The sequence below is a fragment of the Campylobacter sp. IFREMER_LSEM_CL2127 genome (assembly GCF_025771745.1).
In the GTDB taxonomy this organism is placed as follows: domain Bacteria; phylum Campylobacterota; class Campylobacteria; order Campylobacterales; family Campylobacteraceae; genus Campylobacter_D.
The window spans coordinates 163,043-180,418 of sequence record NZ_JAKMQV010000002.1 but is presented as its reverse complement, the minus strand read 5'-3'; the positions used below and the strand labels follow the sequence as shown (position 1 = coordinate 180,418).

At 29.1% G+C, this 17,376-nt stretch carries 15 protein-coding genes; 1 reads left to right on the top strand and 14 read right to left on the bottom strand.

Annotation, left to right across the window (positions count from 1 at the left end):
* The first annotated feature begins 59 nt into the window (after positions 1-59).
* Positions 60-1,568 carry an SGNH/GDSL hydrolase family protein gene (locus L8V77_RS02600; protein WP_263706569.1) on the top strand — a complete coding sequence of 503 codons (1,509 nt, stop codon included), beginning with the start codon at positions 60-62 and terminating at the stop codon, positions 1,566-1,568.
* Here the strand turns inward: L8V77_RS02600 and L8V77_RS02595 are convergent.
* The 14 genes from L8V77_RS02595 to L8V77_RS02530 all read right to left on the bottom strand — a co-directional run bounded on the left by L8V77_RS02595 (position 1,565) and on the right by L8V77_RS02530 (position 17,359).
* Complete coding sequence (locus L8V77_RS02595) at positions 1,565-2,743, bottom strand: capsule biosynthesis protein (RefSeq protein WP_263706568.1); 1,179 nt, start codon at positions 2,741-2,743, stop codon at positions 1,565-1,567. The genes L8V77_RS02600 and L8V77_RS02595 overlap by 4 nt on opposite strands.
* Positions 2,740-4,725 (bottom strand): capsular polysaccharide biosynthesis protein, encoded by a 1,986-nt coding sequence (locus tag L8V77_RS02590; protein WP_263706567.1) that lies wholly within the window; start codon positions 4,723-4,725, stop codon positions 2,740-2,742. The genes L8V77_RS02595 and L8V77_RS02590 overlap by 4 nt, the downstream gene beginning before the upstream one ends.
* A complete protein-coding gene (locus L8V77_RS02585; protein ID WP_263706657.1) occupies positions 4,719-5,720 on the bottom strand; it encodes a glycosyltransferase in 1,002 nt (333 codons plus the stop codon). The genes L8V77_RS02590 and L8V77_RS02585 overlap by 7 nt, the downstream gene beginning before the upstream one ends.
* Positions 5,721-5,803: 83 nt before the next feature.
* Complete coding sequence (locus tag L8V77_RS02580; RefSeq protein WP_263706566.1) at positions 5,804-7,261, bottom strand: hypothetical protein; 1,458 nt, start codon at positions 7,259-7,261, stop codon at positions 5,804-5,806.
* Positions 7,262-7,843, bottom strand: a complete 582-nt coding sequence (gene cysC / locus L8V77_RS02575) for an adenylyl-sulfate kinase (RefSeq protein ID WP_263706565.1) — start codon at positions 7,841-7,843, stop codon at positions 7,262-7,264.
* Positions 7,844-7,850: 7 nt separating this feature from the next.
* The gene (locus L8V77_RS02570) at positions 7,851-9,566 is read right to left on the bottom strand and encodes an SLC13 family permease (protein ID WP_263706564.1); all 1,716 of its coding nucleotides are present in this window, start codon (positions 9,564-9,566) and stop codon (positions 7,851-7,853) included.
* On the bottom strand, positions 9,563-10,987 hold the full coding sequence (gene cysN, locus L8V77_RS02565; RefSeq protein ID WP_263706563.1) for a sulfate adenylyltransferase subunit CysN: 1,425 nt from the start codon (positions 10,985-10,987) through the stop codon (positions 9,563-9,565). Before cysN ends, L8V77_RS02570 begins: the two co-directional genes overlap by 4 nt.
* Positions 10,987-11,880 (bottom strand): sulfate adenylyltransferase subunit CysD, encoded by an 894-nt coding sequence (cysD, locus tag L8V77_RS02560; RefSeq protein ID WP_257397929.1) that lies wholly within the window; start codon positions 11,878-11,880, stop codon positions 10,987-10,989. Before cysD ends, cysN begins: the two co-directional genes overlap by 1 nt.
* Positions 11,877-12,542, bottom strand: coding sequence for a nucleotidyltransferase family protein (locus L8V77_RS02555; RefSeq protein WP_263706562.1), 666 nt, complete (start codon positions 12,540-12,542; stop codon positions 11,877-11,879). The genes cysD and L8V77_RS02555 overlap by 4 nt, the downstream gene beginning before the upstream one ends.
* The gene (locus tag L8V77_RS02550; protein ID WP_263706561.1) at positions 12,530-13,135 is read right to left on the bottom strand and encodes a D-sedoheptulose 7-phosphate isomerase; all 606 of its coding nucleotides are present in this window, start codon (positions 13,133-13,135) and stop codon (positions 12,530-12,532) included. Before L8V77_RS02550 ends, L8V77_RS02555 begins: the two co-directional genes overlap by 13 nt.
* Positions 13,123-14,139, bottom strand: coding sequence for a dehydrogenase (locus L8V77_RS02545; protein WP_263706560.1), 1,017 nt, complete (start codon positions 14,137-14,139; stop codon positions 13,123-13,125). The genes L8V77_RS02550 and L8V77_RS02545 overlap by 13 nt, the downstream gene beginning before the upstream one ends.
* A gap of 5 nt (positions 14,140-14,144) precedes the next feature.
* Positions 14,145-15,176 (bottom strand): GDP-mannose 4,6-dehydratase, encoded by a 1,032-nt coding sequence (locus tag L8V77_RS02540; protein WP_263706559.1) that lies wholly within the window; start codon positions 15,174-15,176, stop codon positions 14,145-14,147.
* Positions 15,173-16,339: a DegT/DnrJ/EryC1/StrS family aminotransferase gene (locus L8V77_RS02535; RefSeq protein ID WP_263706558.1), complete on the bottom strand. Its 1,167-nt coding sequence runs from the start codon at positions 16,337-16,339 to the stop codon at positions 15,173-15,175. The genes L8V77_RS02540 and L8V77_RS02535 overlap by 4 nt, the downstream gene beginning before the upstream one ends.
* Positions 16,340-17,359 (bottom strand): NAD-dependent epimerase/dehydratase family protein, encoded by a 1,020-nt coding sequence (locus L8V77_RS02530; protein WP_263683735.1) that lies wholly within the window; start codon positions 17,357-17,359, stop codon positions 16,340-16,342. It abuts the gene before it with no gap.
* Positions 17,360-17,376: the final 17 nt, after the last annotated feature.

The window sequence follows — 17,376 nt, the reverse complement described above, 5'->3', positions numbered from 1 at the left end:
TATTCATTAAAAAATATTTTATAAAATAAATAAAAAATTATAAAATCAAGAAAGAACTTATGAATGTAATTTTACTAGGTGGTAGCAATAGTATAGTTAAAAATGGTCTTAGAATAAGTCTTGAAAATAAAGACATTACACTACATAATTACGCTTTAGGACTTAGCACTTCTTTACAAAATCTTTATGAGTTAATACGCCATGAAAATACTATAAATAAAAGTGATTTTCTCATCAGTGAATCAAATATCAATGATTATTTAAGCCCTATGAGTTTAAATATTATACTTAGAAATATTGATTATTTTTATGAAGAACTTTACAAAGCAAACAAAATTACTATAGTGCTTATACTCCCCATACCAGCTTGTAATGATAAATCAAAAGCTATCAATGAAGCTCATAGGAAAAATTGTGCTCATTATGGTTTTAATCTAATCGATGTAGATCTTTACTACCAAAAAAATAATCTTTATGATTTTGATCAAAACTATAAATTCCACCCTATGCCACTAGCTATGCAAGAGCTTGGTAAAAACATCATTAAAAATTTACACAGCTTTAAAAAATCTAAAGAAAATATCATTTGCTCAAAAAGAAAATATCATATCTTTACACCTTCAAATTTAACCAAGATAGAGCATAAAAACTCATTTTTTTGTGAAAAAACTGCAAAGATTAAAGCTAATGAAAAAATCATTTTTCCAAAAGAGTTCAAAAATTATCAAATCTTAGGCATACACACTTGGAATCACGCCAATTTATCAACCCATGCTATATCATCTATAAGCATTGAAAACTCATCTTTTAAATTAGTAAAAAATTTTGGACTTATCAATACTTTTCAAGATATACAAAATGAAAAGGCAATTTGTGATGAGCAAACCTTTTTGTATGTTAATACACAAATTATCAAGCAAAGCGAGGAAAGTTCGGGCTTAAGCATAGCAAATGAAAAAACACCGAGGCTTGATTATGTAGACTTAATAGGAATTTTACTTTTGAAAAATGATAATGATAAAAAAATTGAATATAAAAATTATCTTACAAATACCCATGATTCTTTAATACCACCTATAGCATTTTATAAAGAATTAGTGCTAGAATACCATGAACTAAAAAGACTTAACACACAAATTTTTCTACAAAGTCAAAATCATAATCTTTTGCGTTTTTTAAATCACAAAGGCTTAAAAAATGAATATGAGATATTCATCCATCAAAACAATAAACTTTATGGAGCTAACTTAAGGATAAAAGAAAGACTAAGCTATAAGCTTGGGGAAGCTATCATGAAAAATAGCAAAAGTTATTTGGATTGCTTTAAAATACCTTTTGAATTAAGAAAAGTCAAAAAAGAGCATTTTAAAAATCAAAAAGATCAAAAAAATCTACCGCCACTAAAAGCTTATGCAGATTATAAACATGCTCAAATAGCCAAAACACACTTGCCTTATCTTTTAGGTAATGCACTTTTGCAAGCTTCAAGAACCCCTTTTAAAATAGGCTATTTAAGCTTACCTTTTAAACTAAAAAAGATTGCAAAAAACTATAAAAAGAAATTTTAATCTAAACTAGTATTTTTGAAAAAATTCCCATTGACTTGGGTTTTATATATCACATAATTTCTAAATTTAGCGTGCAAAACAGCATCAGGCTTATATGCTCTACATTCTTTCCAAAAAGTATGCAAATTTTTTTGATAAGTCAAACCTTCTATATCATAAAAAGCTTTACCCATAACTTTTAAAGGGCTATTGTGATATAAAGCAGAAAGTCCTACCGTGCTATTTATGACTATAGTGCCTCTTGCATTGATTAAGAGCGTAGGTAAGTGCAAGTCATGTACATATAAAATTCTACCCTCGACATTGTATTTTAAGCTCAAATCTTCTATAAGCCTAGTGTAGTCTCTATAACCACGATCCATAGGATGATGTTTAAAAACTAGATAGGATTTTGCTTTAGCATGATTAGCAAAAGAGATGATCACTTCTTCTATAAATTTTTCTGTAGTTTTTTTATAATGATGAGATAGTTGAGTATCATTATGTACTTGCAAAATAGCTAAAAAATACTTTTGTTTTAGGGAAAGAATTTTTTCATTTAAACTTTTTTCTGTGATTTTATATTTGTTCTTTCTATATACCGAGCAAAGCCAAGGTAAAAAGTCAAATAATTTTAAACTTCTATGATGTAAAGAATTATTAAAATACCAAGAAAATAAAAAAGCAAAAAGCCAGTATAAAAACGAAGCAAAGGCCATATTTCTAAAAGTATTTGAGAAAGTTTTAAATTTAAAATCTTTGTCAAATTTTTTCTGACTTAGATAAAATTCTTTTTCTCTTGGCAAAGTGGAGTTTGCATTCACTCCATCTTTTTCAAAAGTAATGAAATTTGGTCTTATATAACCTTCTTCAAAAATCCATATTTCAATACCCATTTGTTTAGCAACACTAATGGCGATTTCATGTACTTTTCTACAATCATTATACATCAAGATAACTTGAATTTGTTTTTCTTCAAAAAGCTTTTTATAAAAGTCTTCAAGCTCGGCTAAACTTTTAGTGTAATTAATGCTTTTAAAAGGATAAAAGAAAAAATCTCCGCCATTAAAATTTACTTTATAAACCTTAGCTTTTGGAATTTTTGTAGCAATTTTACGAAAAAATCTACCCACAGGTCCTTGGAGTAATAAAACATTTTTACCAGAAAAATTTTTTAACTTCTTACTTAAATTCATCTAATCAAAATAAATTCTATCAATCTTCTTATTTTTCTTAATATATAAATTCTTATATCCATAAACCAACGCAAATAAAATTTAGAAAAATAATCTTTTTGCATTTTTAACATTATATCTAAAGCAAGCTCAACTTCACATAAATTTTTACTTTTTGGATGAATGTATCTTGGATAAAGGATCAAAACCCCCGCAACAAGCTCTTCTAAACTAAGCACTCTTGTACGTCTTGGAATTTCATGCAAATCTACAGTCAAACCCCAGCCTGCATAAAAAGGCTTGCCATATACTACTACTTTTTTACCACGCAAAAGAGCGTCAAAACCACTTGTAGAGGTTATAGTATGCACTTCATCGCAAGCATTTATAGCGCTATCTATGCTAACATTTTCTATGATCTCATCACAATATTTTAAAACAATGCTTTTATCTTTTAAACCCTTACGGTTACCACTTAATACATCAGGGTGAGGTTTAAAAACTATAAAAGCGTTTTCATTTGCCTCTCTTACACTTTGTAAAAGTTTTAAGGTATCAAAGCCTGCACCACCTAAGATCATAGAAGCATCGTCTTCTACTTGAGCTGGGATTAAGATGATTTTTTTATTGGTATTAAATTTTAGCTTTTCATGCTTTAAGCCATTATACTTTGAAAATTTATTTTGCGTGATGGTGATGATGAGTTTTTTAGCTCTTTGTTTTAAACTTTCATCAAAAATGTGATTTTGCAAAATATCTTCTAAATCACTTGGCTTGCTTGGATCAACATACAAGCCTTTACTATCTACTATCAAAGAAAAAGGACGTGTAAGATCTGAACCTAAAAAAACAGAGCGCAAAAAGCCATCTTCTACTAAGAAAATTGCATTTTTAAAATCTCTAGCTAGTAAAGCTTTATCATATTTTTTACCCCAAATGAAAATTTTATCCTCAGGATTTAAATTTGCTTTGTAAAGTTCATTAAGCGAGTTTAAAAAAATGATTTTATTATTCTTAGCTTTAAAAAAAGGTCTTACAAATTCTCTTTTCCATTTAGAAAAACCTAAAAAATACAAAGTATTTGAATTAGCTTGTTCCATCTTTTTATATTTTGCTAGAGTATGGACAGTATCAAAAATATCACTTTTTTGATTTAAGTAAGGATTAAAATACTCACTATATAAAATATAAGTAGCATAAAAAACCTCTTCCAAAGTTCTTTTTTTAAGCCTTCTTTTACACTCTAACTTATCTTGAGTTAAACCCCAGCTTGCATAAAATGGCATACCATAACACACACATTCTCGCCCTAACATCAAAGCTTCAAAGCCCATACCAGAAGTCTTGGTATAAACTTTTTTAAAATAACTTAGCAATTCTATGGGATTATAATTTTCTTTTATAACTACACATTTGCTTGGCAAATCTTGTACATTAAAATCACTTTGCTTTTTACCACTTAATACATCAGGATGAATTTTAATGTATATTTTAGCATTTGGATTTTCTTTAATAGCATCATTTATGATATCTTGAGTTGAGAAATTATCAGCTAAGCCAAATTTTAATGAAGCATCATTTGCTACTTGAGTGATGATTAATACGCGTTCTTCGTTGACGTCAAAAAGCTCTTTTGGCACGCAAAGATTATTATTATACTTGCTAAGTTTTTCTGTTTTTATAAGCTCTATAGCTTTTTTTGCTTGCTTTAGCTCTTTAGAGCTAAACTCATAAGTATTTAAAATATTTTCAAGTTTAGATGGTGCAGTCGCATCGTAATAAATTCCCGCATCATCTTTGACGATAGAAAAACTCGGACTTTTCTCTACACCTAAATTTAAAGAGCGCAAAAAACCATCTTCTAGCAAAATCAAAGAACCATTAAATTTTTTATATAAAAAAGAAGCCCATCTACCAGTACGTTTTCTTCCCCATCCTGTGAAGTTTTTTTTGTAAAATATTTGAATAAAATTGTTTATATAAAAACAATAACCATTTAGCATTTTTTTATACCTATAGTATCTATAATTTGTTCTAATCTTTGCTTCCACGTATGATTTTTTGCGATAAATTCCGCTCCTTTTTTCAACCTTATCTTATCATCTTCATTTAAACCATCTTTTTTAAACCTATATAGCAAATCTTTTAATTCTTCCTCGGTTTGAAATGAATAGCAATAGTCTTTGAAATATTTTTCAACAGCTGGCGTATGATTAGTAATAGCTACACCTCCACAAGCTATAATCTCTATAAGTCTTCTTGAAAACATGGTAGGGGAATTTTCTATAGTATTAACATTTAAAGAAATTAGATATTTTTTATATATTTCTGCAGTTTTTTCATACTCAACTGAAGGATAAATTTGCATACCTTTAAAATTTGGATATCTATAATTTATAGATTTTCTATTTGAATTTCTATCATAAACATCAAGGTTATTTATCTTGGATGATAATTTAAACATCATATCTTGATAAAATCTTCTTTTTTCATGTATATGCTTTGAATAACTTCCAACAAAATTAGCCTTAGTGGATATAAAATTAAATCCAGTAAAATTATGGAATTTGGATTGAACAGCAAAAGGTAAAACGTCTACATAAGATTTTTCTCCTACATAAGATTTATATTTTGATATACAATTTTCATCAACAGTAAATATAAAATCAAACAATTTTGCACTATTGATAAATCTATCAAAATGCACATAATCTTCTTTATTCCAAAATACCGTAGGGATATTTAACATTTTTGCAAAATTAACAAGCTTTTGTAATTTTTTGTTATTTCTCTTTGGATAATCAGGATATGAAGCAATTTTATATTTCCATTTATTTTTAAAACCATGCCAAGCCGACTCAACAAATAAAAAATCAGGCTTCCAAAAATAAAATATAAACTTATAATTCAACGGAGTTATATTTTTTATAATTACTCCATCCTCTACTTTTAAAGAAGCATAGGTTAATTCATCAGCAATTAAGGCAATTTTTAACATACTATTCACACATAAGCATTAAAATATTTTTTAATATAAATTATATACTATAATTCTTAATCTTCCTTTTCAACTTCCTAATTTCAAATAGCAACTTGATATACCCCCCCCCCATACCAAGTTTTATTAGCTTGTATAAGAGCTTGTCCTAGTTTATAAGAAAGATGATTTTTAAGTTTTAAGGCTTCTTGATAATCAAGATAAGATTCTAAAGGAGGTAATTTTAAAGAAGGATCTTTTTTTATTTTTTCTTGGTAAATTTTTTGTTCTTGTTTATGTTTATCTTTTATATAAGATAAAACAAAAGGCATTCTTATATAACCTAATATAGATTTAGAATTTACTATCATGGCTTGACCTAGTTTATAAGAGAGTTGGTTTTGAATTCTTGCTTTAGCTGTGCCGTGTTTAAATTGAAAAGATAGTTTTGATTGGATTTGATTAAGCTGAGTTGATTTAGAATTAATAATTTGTTCTTTTTCTTTTATGATTTTATCTTTCTTTTGAATAACATTAGTATTATCTTCAATAATTTTATTTTTATTCTTGACAACATCGGCTATAAATTCTGCTATTCTATCCCAGTATTCTGGTTTCATTTCTTTAAGTTCATAATTTTCTTTATAATTACTCAAGTCTTTTTTTGGAAATAATCTTTCTTTGTGAGGAAAGAATTCCTTTCTTACCCATTCGTTTGATTCTTCAAAATAATCAAGATAAGATTGTATGATTTTTTTCGGCGGACAGAACTTTATAAACGAAGATTTGGAAATAAAATATTTATTATATAATTCCATAAATTCATTATAATTACTATTTTGATTATTTAAAGCTTTACAAAGCTCAACCCCTATTAAATCTAAACTTTCATTCTGTTTTAAAGGTATTGCAAAATTATCATCCCATTTTAAGCCTATAGAGTATATAAAATCTTTCAGCAAATCCCTTTGAAAAAATTCATTTTTATCAAAGAGTTTTACTATTAAATTTTCTTTACCAAAAATTTCAGAATACTTTTGGCATAACCATTTATTATTAAAAATATATTGCCTATCATACTCCCAAGGATTAATAAAACAAGGTATGGAACTATAATTTGTTTTTATTAATTGCGTAGATAAAGATATTAAAAGATCACTGGTGCTTCTTAAATATAAGATTAAAATGATTCTATTAAAACCCAATTCTTTAAAAAATTTCTTTAAAATTTTTATATATTTAACATCATAAAAATGCCAAGTAATTCCTTCAGTAGAAAATATAAAGTCTCTTTTAGCTTGAAGAACTTCTTCTTTTAAGGCGTAAAATAATTTTAATCTAGAACGATATTTTAAAATTCTCTCAAAACTAATTTTCTCCCAATTAGGATTATTTCTAAATTCAAAACAAAAATTAACAAGAACATTATGTCTAGTATGAGATTCTATTGAATTTGCATAAATTGTGTTTTGTATTTCTAGTTTTTCTCGATTCAAATATAAAAAATCTTGTATAGAAGTTGTTCCTGTTTTTGGAGTTCCTATATGTACATAAGCAGTCATTTACACCCTCTTATCTAAAAATCTTAAAATCATATCCACATTCTCATTAAGATCTTCTTTTGTTATGTGTACATGTGGATTTTTAGGTTTTTCATAAGGACTATCTATACCTGTGAAATTTTTAATCTCTCCAATTCTTGCTTTTTTATAAAGTCCTTTTGGATCTCTTTTTTCACAAATTTCCAAAGGTGTATCGACAAATATTTCTATATATTCATCATCATCTAAAAGATCTTTTATAAGCTTTCTATCTTTTTCAAAAGGCGATATAAAAGCGCAAAGTACTATCATACCAGCATCTACAAAAAGCTTACATACTTCTCCTATACGCCTTATGTTTTCTACTCTTGAAACCTCATCAAAACCCAAATCTTTATTAAGTCCATGACGTACATTATCCCCATCTAAAAGATAAGTATGAAAACCTTGCTCAAAAAGTTTTTTTTCAACCGCATTAGCCAAAGTAGATTTGCCACTACCACTAAGCCCACTAAACCATAAAACATATGGTTTTTGATTTTTAAGTTTAGCTCTTTGAGTTTTTATAATGCTACTTGTATGCCAAGTTAAATTTTTGCTCATTTTTTCCTTAAAAACTAAAAAATACCGGAGTTATAGTTAAAACAATAGCTGAATAAATCAAAGAAACTATCCATCCTATTTTTATAAAATCAGTAGTTTTATACCCACAAATTGAACCTATCATCAAATGAGTTTGATAACCATGTGGCATTAAAAAAGCACAACTTGCCCCATAAGCAACCGCTAATATAAACGGAGTTGGATTAACTTCAAGCGCTAAAGCAGTACTATAAGCGATAGGAAAAGCCAAAGCTGCGGTAGCGTTATTGGTAATGATTTCAGTTAAAAGCAAAGTTAGAAGATAAATTCCCACAAAACTACCATATAATCCATATACCCCAAAAGTTCCTATAATAAACTCAGCCAAATCTTTAGTTAAACCACTATCAACTAAAACTTTAGTTATAGCTAAAGAAGATCCCACTATGATAAAAATTTCCAAAGGAAAGCGTCTTTTTATCTCATCAAAACTTATGATTTTAAATATAAATAAGCAAGCTAAAAACACTAGCAGAGCTTTAAGCAAAGATACTAACTCCAAAGCAGATAAAGCAATGATGGCTAAAAACGCAAAAATCACTATAAAACTTTGAATATTGCTTAACTTTTGATTTTGCATAATATTTGAGATAATGTAAAAGTTTTTATTGATATTATCTCTTGAGTGAAAGTCCTTACCTACACTTAAAATAAGCCTATCTCCAGCTTGTAATAAACTTTGGCCAATTTTTGAAATATTTTTTGAGCCTCTTTTTAAGGCTACAATCCCTGCATCAAATTTAGCTCTAAAATTTGCTTCTTTAACGCTTTTTCCTATCAAATTTGACTCAGAATTTATAACAACATCTATTAAATTTAATGTTTCTAGTTTTAAATCTTGTGAGCCAATTTGCAAGCCATCAAATTTTTTCAAAGTCTCTAAATGTGTAATATCTCCACTAAAAATTAACTCATCTCCTTCTTTAATAAGCTCATTGTGACTAACAGGGGCGATAAGCTCATCTTTTCTTTGAATTTCAAGTAAAAACAAAAACTCTAAATTTCTTAAGCCATTTTCTTGTATAGTTTTTCCCACTAATGAGCTATTTTTTAAAACCTTAGCATTGATTAAATACTCATTAATGACATTTTCTCTTTCTTTATACTCAGGCAATAAAAAGCTAAAAATCAAAAGCACTATAAGCACTCCAACACTTATACAAAAACCCACCACAAAAAAATCAAAAATCTTTAAACTTTCCAAACCATTTTGCATTACAAAAGAATTGACTATCAAATTAGTTGAAGTTCCTATCAAAGTCATAGTTCCACCAACTATGGAAAAATATGAAAGAGGGATGAGTAGTTTAGAAGGAGCTTGAAATTTGTTATTTTTTATAATACTCATAAAACTCACCACTACTGCAGTATTATTTAAAAAAGCTGAAATACTAGCTGTAACAACTCCAAGCTTTAAAAGTGATAGATGATAATTTTTACCAATGATGAATTTAGAACACCAACTTATCACAACGCTTTTTTCTATAGCTAGTGAAACTAACAAAAGCAAAATAAGCACTATCAAAGATTCACTCGTGTAAGAGCTAAGCCAAGTGTTCAAATTTAAATACCCCAAAAGATAATAAATCACAGCTACACTACCAAATAAAATAAAAGGTTTAATTTTATTGCTAATTAACAAAATAAGCAAAATTAAAATACTTAATGCAACAATAATTTTCATATTTTTTTACATTCCCATTCAGGATAGTTTTTTCTAATGTAAGCATTAAGTTCTATTTCTGCTTGAGTGTAAATTCTACTCTTTTCTTCGCTTGCTAAAATTTCTTCTACCATGCCTGCTGCTAAGGTTTCATTAGAGTATTTATCTATAATGATAAAACTTCCTAAAGTTTTATTGTCCTTATAAGCTTTAAGAGCTGTTTTTTTATTAAGCTTTAAGGTGCATTTAGCAATATCATTGAGTTTTAATTCATCGCTTTGAAATTCTTTGAAAGTATCAATGTCTTTTTTAAAATCAATTTTTTCAAATACTACATTAGTAGTTAAATTTGCTATTTTGATAAGATAGTTTTCATTTAAATTAAATTTAACCTCACTCATCCATATCACCATAGCTTTAAAAGAATTTGAAATTTCTATACTATGATTTTTAGAAGCTATTACATCGCCTCTTGAAATGTCTATCTCATCTTCTAAAGTTAAAGTTATAGCACTTGGAAAACTAACATTTTTAGCACTTTGAACCTTTTCATTTTTATCAGGTATATTTAGGCTTTTAATGCTAGGCGTGATAATTTGTTTTATTTTACTTGTTTTTAAAGAAGGTAAAATCACAACTTCATCTTTGATATTTATACTACCACTAGCAATATTTCCACAAAAACCTCTAAAATTTAAATGAGGGCGATTGACATATTGCACACTCATGATAAACTCATCGCTTAAACTAGTAGCAATAGGCAAAGTATCTAAAAGCTCAGATAAGGTTTTTCCACTATACCAAGGCATATTAATACTTTTATAAGCTATGTTGTCTCCATCTAGTGCACATATAGGAACAAAATGGGTTTTAATATATTCATGATTTTTTAAGCATGGTAGAATTTCTTGATAATTTTTACAGATTGTATTAAAAATTTCTTGATTATAATCAATCAAATCCATTTTATTAACAGCAATAATAAATTGTTTTATACCAAGCAAACTCGCTATGTAAGAATGTCTTTTAGTTTGAGTTAAAACCCCTTTTCTAACATCTATAAGTATGATAGCAATATCAGCTGTACTAGCACCTGTTGCCATGTTTCTAGTGTATTGTTCATGGCCTGGAGTATCTGCTATGATGAATTTTCTTTTTTCACTTGTGAAAAATCTATATGCTACATCTATGGTTATACCTTGCTCTCTCTCGCTTGCAAGACCATCTACTAAAAGTGCAAAATCAATCTTTTCCCCTGCATTGCCAAGCTTTTTACTATCTTTTTCTAAAGATAAAATTTGATCTTCAAAAAGCATTTTTGCATCATAAAGCATTCTACCTATAAGGGTAGATTTGCCATCATCTACACTACCACAAGTGATAAATCTACAAAGCTCTTTATTTTCATGTTCTTTTAGGTATTTTTCTACATTTGTTTTCATTAAAAATACCCCTCTTTTTTCTTTTTTTCCATACTTGCTTCTTCATCAGTGTCTATAAGTCTACCTTGTCTTTCACTTGTTTTAGAAAGTAAAAGCTCTTCGATGATTTCTAAGACATTGCTAGCACTTGAGTTTATGGCTCCTGTTAGCGGGTAGCAACCTAGGGTTCTAAAACGGACTAATTCTTCTTTAGCATTTTTAGCAAGTTCTTTTGGCATACGCTCATCATCAACTAAAATTTTAGCCCCCATGTACTCTACTACCGGTCGTTTTTTAGCAAAATAAAGACTTGGCAAAGGAATATTTTCTTTGTAAATATACTGCCATATATCAAGCTCAGTCCAATTACTAAGCGGGAAAACTCTTATGGATTCACCTTTTTTATGACGACCATTGTAAATATCCCATAATTCTGGGCGTTGATTTTTTGGATCCCATGAGTGATTTTCATCACGGAAAGAATAAATTCTTTCCTTTGCGCGCGATTTTTCCTCATCTCTTCTTGCACCACCAAATACCGCATCAAATTGATATAAATCAAGCATTTGTTTTAAACCTTGTGTTTTAGCAATATCTGTATGCATAGATGAGCCATGTGTAAATGGAGAAAGATTTAATTCTTTGATTTTAGGGTTTTGATAGACTATAAGCTCCATGCCAAGCTCTTTGGCGCGTTTGTCTCTAAATTCTATCATCTCTTTAAATTTCCATGTAGTATCTACATGCACTAAAGGAAGTGGAGGTAAGCTTGGGTAAAATGCTTTTTGTAAAAGATGAAGCATAACCGAGCTGTCTTTACCTATACTATAAAGCATAGCTGGTTTTTCAAACTCAGCTATCACCTCACGGATGATATGAATGGACTGTGATTCTAAATATTCTAAATGGGTCATTTTTTATCACAAAATAAATAATAATCTTGCGGTATCCCTATATCAATAAAATAATCATCAAAAATTTGAGTTTGTATTTTTAATATCTTATAATTTACCTGCAAAAATTCTTCAAAAGAAAATTTTCTCTCTAAATCAAATTCATCAAAAATATCTTTTCTTAGTAAGTATATACCACCATTGATTAAACCTTGCTTTTTAGATGCTTTTTCTTCAAAAGATGTTATAATACCTTGATCATCAACATTTACAGTACCATATCTATCAAAATTTTGCATTTGTTTTAGTGCGATACAAATTTTACTATCATTTAAAACAAGTTTTTTTAGATCAATATCAAATATAGTATCTCCATTTAAAACATAAGCTTGATTTTGTATCAATTTCAAAGCATCTTTTATAGCTCCACCCGTACCTAAAAGCTCTTTTTCGATGTTATAGCGTATTTTCATACCTTCAAATTCATCTTTAAAGTACTCTTGGATGAGTTCATATTTATACGAAACACTTAAAATAACTTCGGTAATTCCTTGTTTTTTTAAATACTCTAAAACAAAGGCTAAAAATGGCTTTCCATTAATAGGCGCCATAGGCTTTGGAAGATCTTGCACTACACTTTTTAACCTTGTGCCAAGACCTCCTGCTAAAACTATAGCTTGCAATCAAACCCTTTACCAAAAAGCTCTTCTTCTACTATAGCACAGATAATATGTCCTATTAAAATATGCGCTTCTTGGATCCTTGGTGTGCAAGTTGATGGCACTTTAATACAATAATCACAAAGTTCATTCATAATACCACCACTAGTTCCGGTTAAACCTATGCTTAAAATTCCTTTTTCTTTGCAAATTTCTAAAGCTTTTAAGATATTTTTACTATTTCCACTTGTAGAAATTCCTATAAATACATCCCCACTCACACCTTGTGCTTGCACTTGTCTTGCAAATAAATTTTCATAACCATAGTCATTACCAATGGCTGTTAAAATACTCGTATCGGTACTTAAAGCAATACTTGCAATACCAGGTCTGTCAAAGTAAAATCTACTCACAAACTCTCCAGCTATATGTTGTGCATCAGCTGCACTTCCTCCATTGCCTGCTAGTAAAGTTTTATTGCCATTTTTATAGGCGTTGATCACTTTTAAAGATACCTCTTTAATCAAACTGATCATATCATTATCATTTAAAATCTTAGTTTTAATATCAATTGAATCACTAAAATGAGATTTTATATATAAATTTAAATTTTCCATGACTTTGCTCCTTCTTTAGTGAAGTAGAATTCTTGCACATATCCTTGTTGATCATTTAGAATTTTTTTAAGTTTATATTTTTTTATAGGATCAGCCATAAAAAACATAAACCCTCCAGCACCAGCTCCACTTGTTTTGCCACTATAGGCACCATTATCCATAGCTAAATGATAAATTCTTTCAAGCTCATCATTACTTACTATATCAGAAATGATCTTTTTTGACTGCCATGACTTACCTAAAATTTGAGCTATTTTTTCAAAATCAGCTCTAAATAGCGCTTCTTTCATATCTAGCGCATCTTGTTTTATCGCATGCATAGCATTAAGAGAGTTTTCATCTCCTAATTTTCCTTTTTTATGCTCTTCTATATCTTTAGCCTCTCTAGTAATATTTGTAAAATAAAGCAAAACTCTAGCCTCAAGCTCGCTTGCTATCCAATTTTTAATACGCAAAGGATTAACTATCACTCTTTTTTGATCATAAAATTCCATAAAGTTAAACCCACCAAAAGTTGCAGCGTATTGATCTTGTGCACCACCCACTATAGCCATATCCTCTCGTTCAATCTCATATGCTAAACGTGCGATCTCATACTCACCCAAAGGTAAATTCAACCACTCAGCAAATGCTTTGATAATACCCACCACCAAAGTAGAACTACCGCCAAGCCCACTACCACTTGGCACATCTGAATAAGTATACAAAGAAAAACTCAAAGGTTTTTTAACATAGTCTCTTACTAAACGATTATAAATTGCTTTATAAAGATCTAGCTTGCCATCATTTTCTAAAAAATCTTTGCTTTTATACTCTGCTTTTACATTTGTATCCGATGAATCAAAAATGATTTTCCCATCTTCTCTTTCTACTAAAGTACAATGTACATATAAAGATATCGTCGCATTTAAAACATAGCCCGTGTATTGATCGCAATATAAATTTATATCAGTACCCCCACCAGCTAAACCTAAACGCAATGGAGTTTGAGAACGAATTATCATAACTACTACCTATTTAACGGGATTCTACCCATAGAGATTTCTTTTCTCCAATGATTTAGCAAATCTTCAAACATCTGTCTAGCTGGAATTTCTGGCTTCCAGTTGATATAGCTTTTGATTTTAGTATTATCAAACATTTGATAGTCTGCATCAATAGGACGCAATCTTTCTTCATCTTGTTCTACTTTGATATCTTTTCTTACAGAAAAACTCAAAAGTATATCGATAACCTCGGGAAGTTTAAAAGCTTCTTCACCTGCTATATTAAAAGCCTCACCACAAGGAACTTTTCCTTTTTCACTTTCTAATGAAAGCAAATAATAAGCCCTTATAGCATCACGACAATCTTGAAAAGTTCTTACACTTGATAAATTTCCTACTTTGATAATAGGCTCTTGATAACCTGCTTCTATTAATGCGATTTGCTTTGCAACTGTACTTTCAAAAAACACATCAGAACGTCTTGGACCACTATGAGTTCCCATCCTAGTGACATAAGTTTTTATACCATAAGCTTCACCGTAAAATCTTCCTAAATAATCTGTGCCAATTTTACTTATACTATAAGGACTTGCCCCATGAAAGGTTGTATCTTCATTTAACTTAATACCTACTTTTGCCCTACCATAAACTTCACTAGAAGAACACACATGTACTACAGGATCATAACCATCTTTAGCTTTTAATAATCTGATATTTTCTAAAATATTTGCTGTGCCTATGATATTAGTTTGCAAGGTTTCTATAGGTATGTCAAAAGAGGTTTTTGGGTAAGACTGTGCAGCTAAATGAAAGATTACATCAGGTCTTTTACTCTCAAAAAGCTTTTGAATACTTGAATAATCATTTAAATCAGCATAAAAAATGCTTATTCTATCTTTTTTATTGATCCTATCACTTAGATGATAGATATTATCCATAGGTTCTTGCCAACGCATCATACCTATAACATCATAATCTGTATTTTCCAATAAGTAATCTGCCATTTGTGAGCCAACTTGACCTGTAAAGCCTGTAATTAATGCTGTTTTTTTCATAGACTATCCAATACTTTTTTAAATAAACTAATTTGCTCGCCAATACTAAATTGATGATTACCCACAAAAAATCCTTTTTCGTGGATATATTTTGCATTTTTCAATTCTTGATGAATTTCATAGTCAAAATATTTAATCACTTCATTTTGTGTAAAATCTCCAGTAGCTATAGGACGATATTCTATACCATTTTCTTCTAATTTTTTAATGATATCTTTTCTTTGTAATTTCGAATTTGGTCTAATCACCAAAGAAAATCCAAACCATGAACTACTTCCAATTTCTTTTTGCATAATAAATTCAGGATGGTTTTTAAAATACTCACAAAACAATTTAGCGTTTTCTCTACGATGTTTTAAAAACATAGGTAATTTTTTAAGCTGTTCTATACCGATAGCCCCACTCATTTCTACCGGACGTACATTATACCCTGGCAACACAAAACGAAATGACTCACTAAACCAATCATCACTTTTATTGGCCACTAAATTTTCTTTTGGAAGATTTCTAGTCCAACCATGCGCTCTTAAACAAAGAAGTATATGATACAACTCCTCATCGTCTGTAACTACAAAACCACCTTCCATTGTAGCCATATGATGAGAAAAAAATGTTGAAAAAGTTCCCATAATACCAAAAGTTCCAGCTTGCTTTCCCTTATACTCCGCCCCCATTGATTCGCAATTATCTTCTAGCAAGATAATATCTTTTCCCTTAATAAGATCATTAATTGCATCAAAATCATTAGGGTTTCCTAATAAATTTACAACCATAATCATTTTTGTTTTATCACTAATAGCACTACTTAAAGCATCTAGGTCGTAATTTAGCGTTTCTAAATCTATATCTACAAATTTTAATTTCAAGCCATACTGATAAAGCGGATAATAAGTAGTACTCCATGATACCGCAGGAACTATAACCTCATCTCCTCTTTTTAATTTAGGATTTTTTGTATAAAATAAGGCTGCCGTTGCTATCAAATTTGCAGTTGAACCTGAACTTGTCATAACCGCATACTTAGAACCTGTAAATTTAGCAAAATCTTTTTCGAATTCAGCCACCTTTTGACCCATAGTAAACATATCGCTTTTAATAACATCTTGTATTGCTTGTAATTCCTTTTCATCCCAAGTTGATGAAGCTAATGTATATTTTTTCATTTACTTTAATCCTTTTTGTCTTAATGTATAATTCCACTCAATTGTTTTTTTAATGCCATATTCTAAGTCTATAAATTTTTTTTTATCAAATTCCTTAAGATATTTACCAATATCAAGCTCAACAGTATTCGGAGTACCCACAATAGTATTTTGATTACATGAAATTTCTAAAGGAACTTTTTGAATTTGTGATATAATCTTAGCCATATCATAAATACTAATATTTCGAACTTCACCTGCAACATTATACAGCAATTCTTTTCCATTTAATAATATATTTAAAAGCATTTCGATAATATCCGTTATAAAGCACACATGTCTTAAGGCGGATCCATCATCCCACAAGGTTATTTTTTTATTATCAATAGATTTATTTATAACTTCGTTTAGAAATCTCTGATCATTTAATCTTGTTCCAGGTCCATAGCTTATAGCCAATCTTGCTATCTTTATATTTTTATGTTGTTTATAATAAAAATGAGATATTACCTCACCTATTCTTTTTGACTCAGCATATAATGCTCTATCAGATAAGGTTAAAACATCTCCATGATACATTTCATTGCATGGTAGTTGAGATTGTGGAATATTTCCATATACTTCCGACGAACTTAAATATAAAATTTTTGCATTATTTTTTTTACACTGATTTAATAATTTTATATATGTATGACCATTTAAATCAATACAATTGGAAAGATTTTCAAGTACTTTTTTTGGTTGACCATATGTCGCAGCATGAATCATAAAATCAAATTTAATATCCGGAATACCACTATTTAGATCTGAATTTATATATTTAATATTTTCATCTTTGGGAATCCAAAAAACCGCATCTGAAAATGAGTGAGCAATAATTTTTAAATTTAATTTTCTTTTTAGTCCAATATAATAAAGATAATTTACGAGATTGCTTCCAACAAGACCATTTGAACCAGTTATAAAAAATGTTTTATTTCTTATAGATTCAATATTAACTATATTAATAATATCATACTCATTTTTTAAAAATTGAAACATTTCAAAAACTCCAAATA

Coding starts and splice junctions, on each gene's coding strand:
- L8V77_RS02600 (WP_263706569.1), top strand. CDS start 60: ATGAATGTAATTTTACTAGGTGGTAGCAATAGTATAGTTAAAAATGGT.
- L8V77_RS02595 (WP_263706568.1), bottom strand. CDS start 2,743: ATGAATTTAAGTAAGAAGTTAAAAAATTTTTCTGGTAAAAATGTTTTA.
- L8V77_RS02590 (WP_263706567.1), bottom strand. CDS start 4,725: ATGCTAAATGGTTATTGTTTTTATATAAACAATTTTATTCAAATATTT.
- L8V77_RS02585 (WP_263706657.1), bottom strand. CDS start 5,720: ATGTTAAAAATTGCCTTAATTGCTGATGAATTAACCTATGCTTCTTTA.
- L8V77_RS02580 (WP_263706566.1), bottom strand. CDS start 7,261: ATGACTGCTTATGTACATATAGGAACTCCAAAAACAGGAACAACTTCT.
- cysC (WP_263706565.1), bottom strand. CDS start 7,843: ATGAGCAAAAATTTAACTTGGCATACAAGTAGCATTATAAAAACTCAA.
- L8V77_RS02570 (WP_263706564.1), bottom strand. CDS start 9,566: ATGAAAATTATTGTTGCATTAAGTATTTTAATTTTGCTTATTTTGTTA.
- cysN (WP_263706563.1), bottom strand. CDS start 10,987: ATGAAAACAAATGTAGAAAAATACCTAAAAGAACATGAAAATAAAGAG.
- cysD (WP_257397929.1), bottom strand. CDS start 11,880: ATGACCCATTTAGAATATTTAGAATCACAGTCCATTCATATCATCCGT.
- L8V77_RS02550 (WP_263706561.1), bottom strand. CDS start 13,135: ATGGAAAATTTAAATTTATATATAAAATCTCATTTTAGTGATTCAATT.
- L8V77_RS02545 (WP_263706560.1), bottom strand. CDS start 14,139: ATGATAATTCGTTCTCAAACTCCATTGCGTTTAGGTTTAGCTGGTGGG.
- L8V77_RS02540 (WP_263706559.1), bottom strand. CDS start 15,176: ATGAAAAAAACAGCATTAATTACAGGCTTTACAGGTCAAGTTGGCTCA.
- L8V77_RS02535 (WP_263706558.1), bottom strand. CDS start 16,339: ATGAAAAAATATACATTAGCTTCATCAACTTGGGATGAAAAGGAATTA.
- L8V77_RS02530 (WP_263683735.1), bottom strand. CDS start 17,359: ATGTTTCAATTTTTAAAAAATGAGTATGATATTATTAATATAGTTAAT.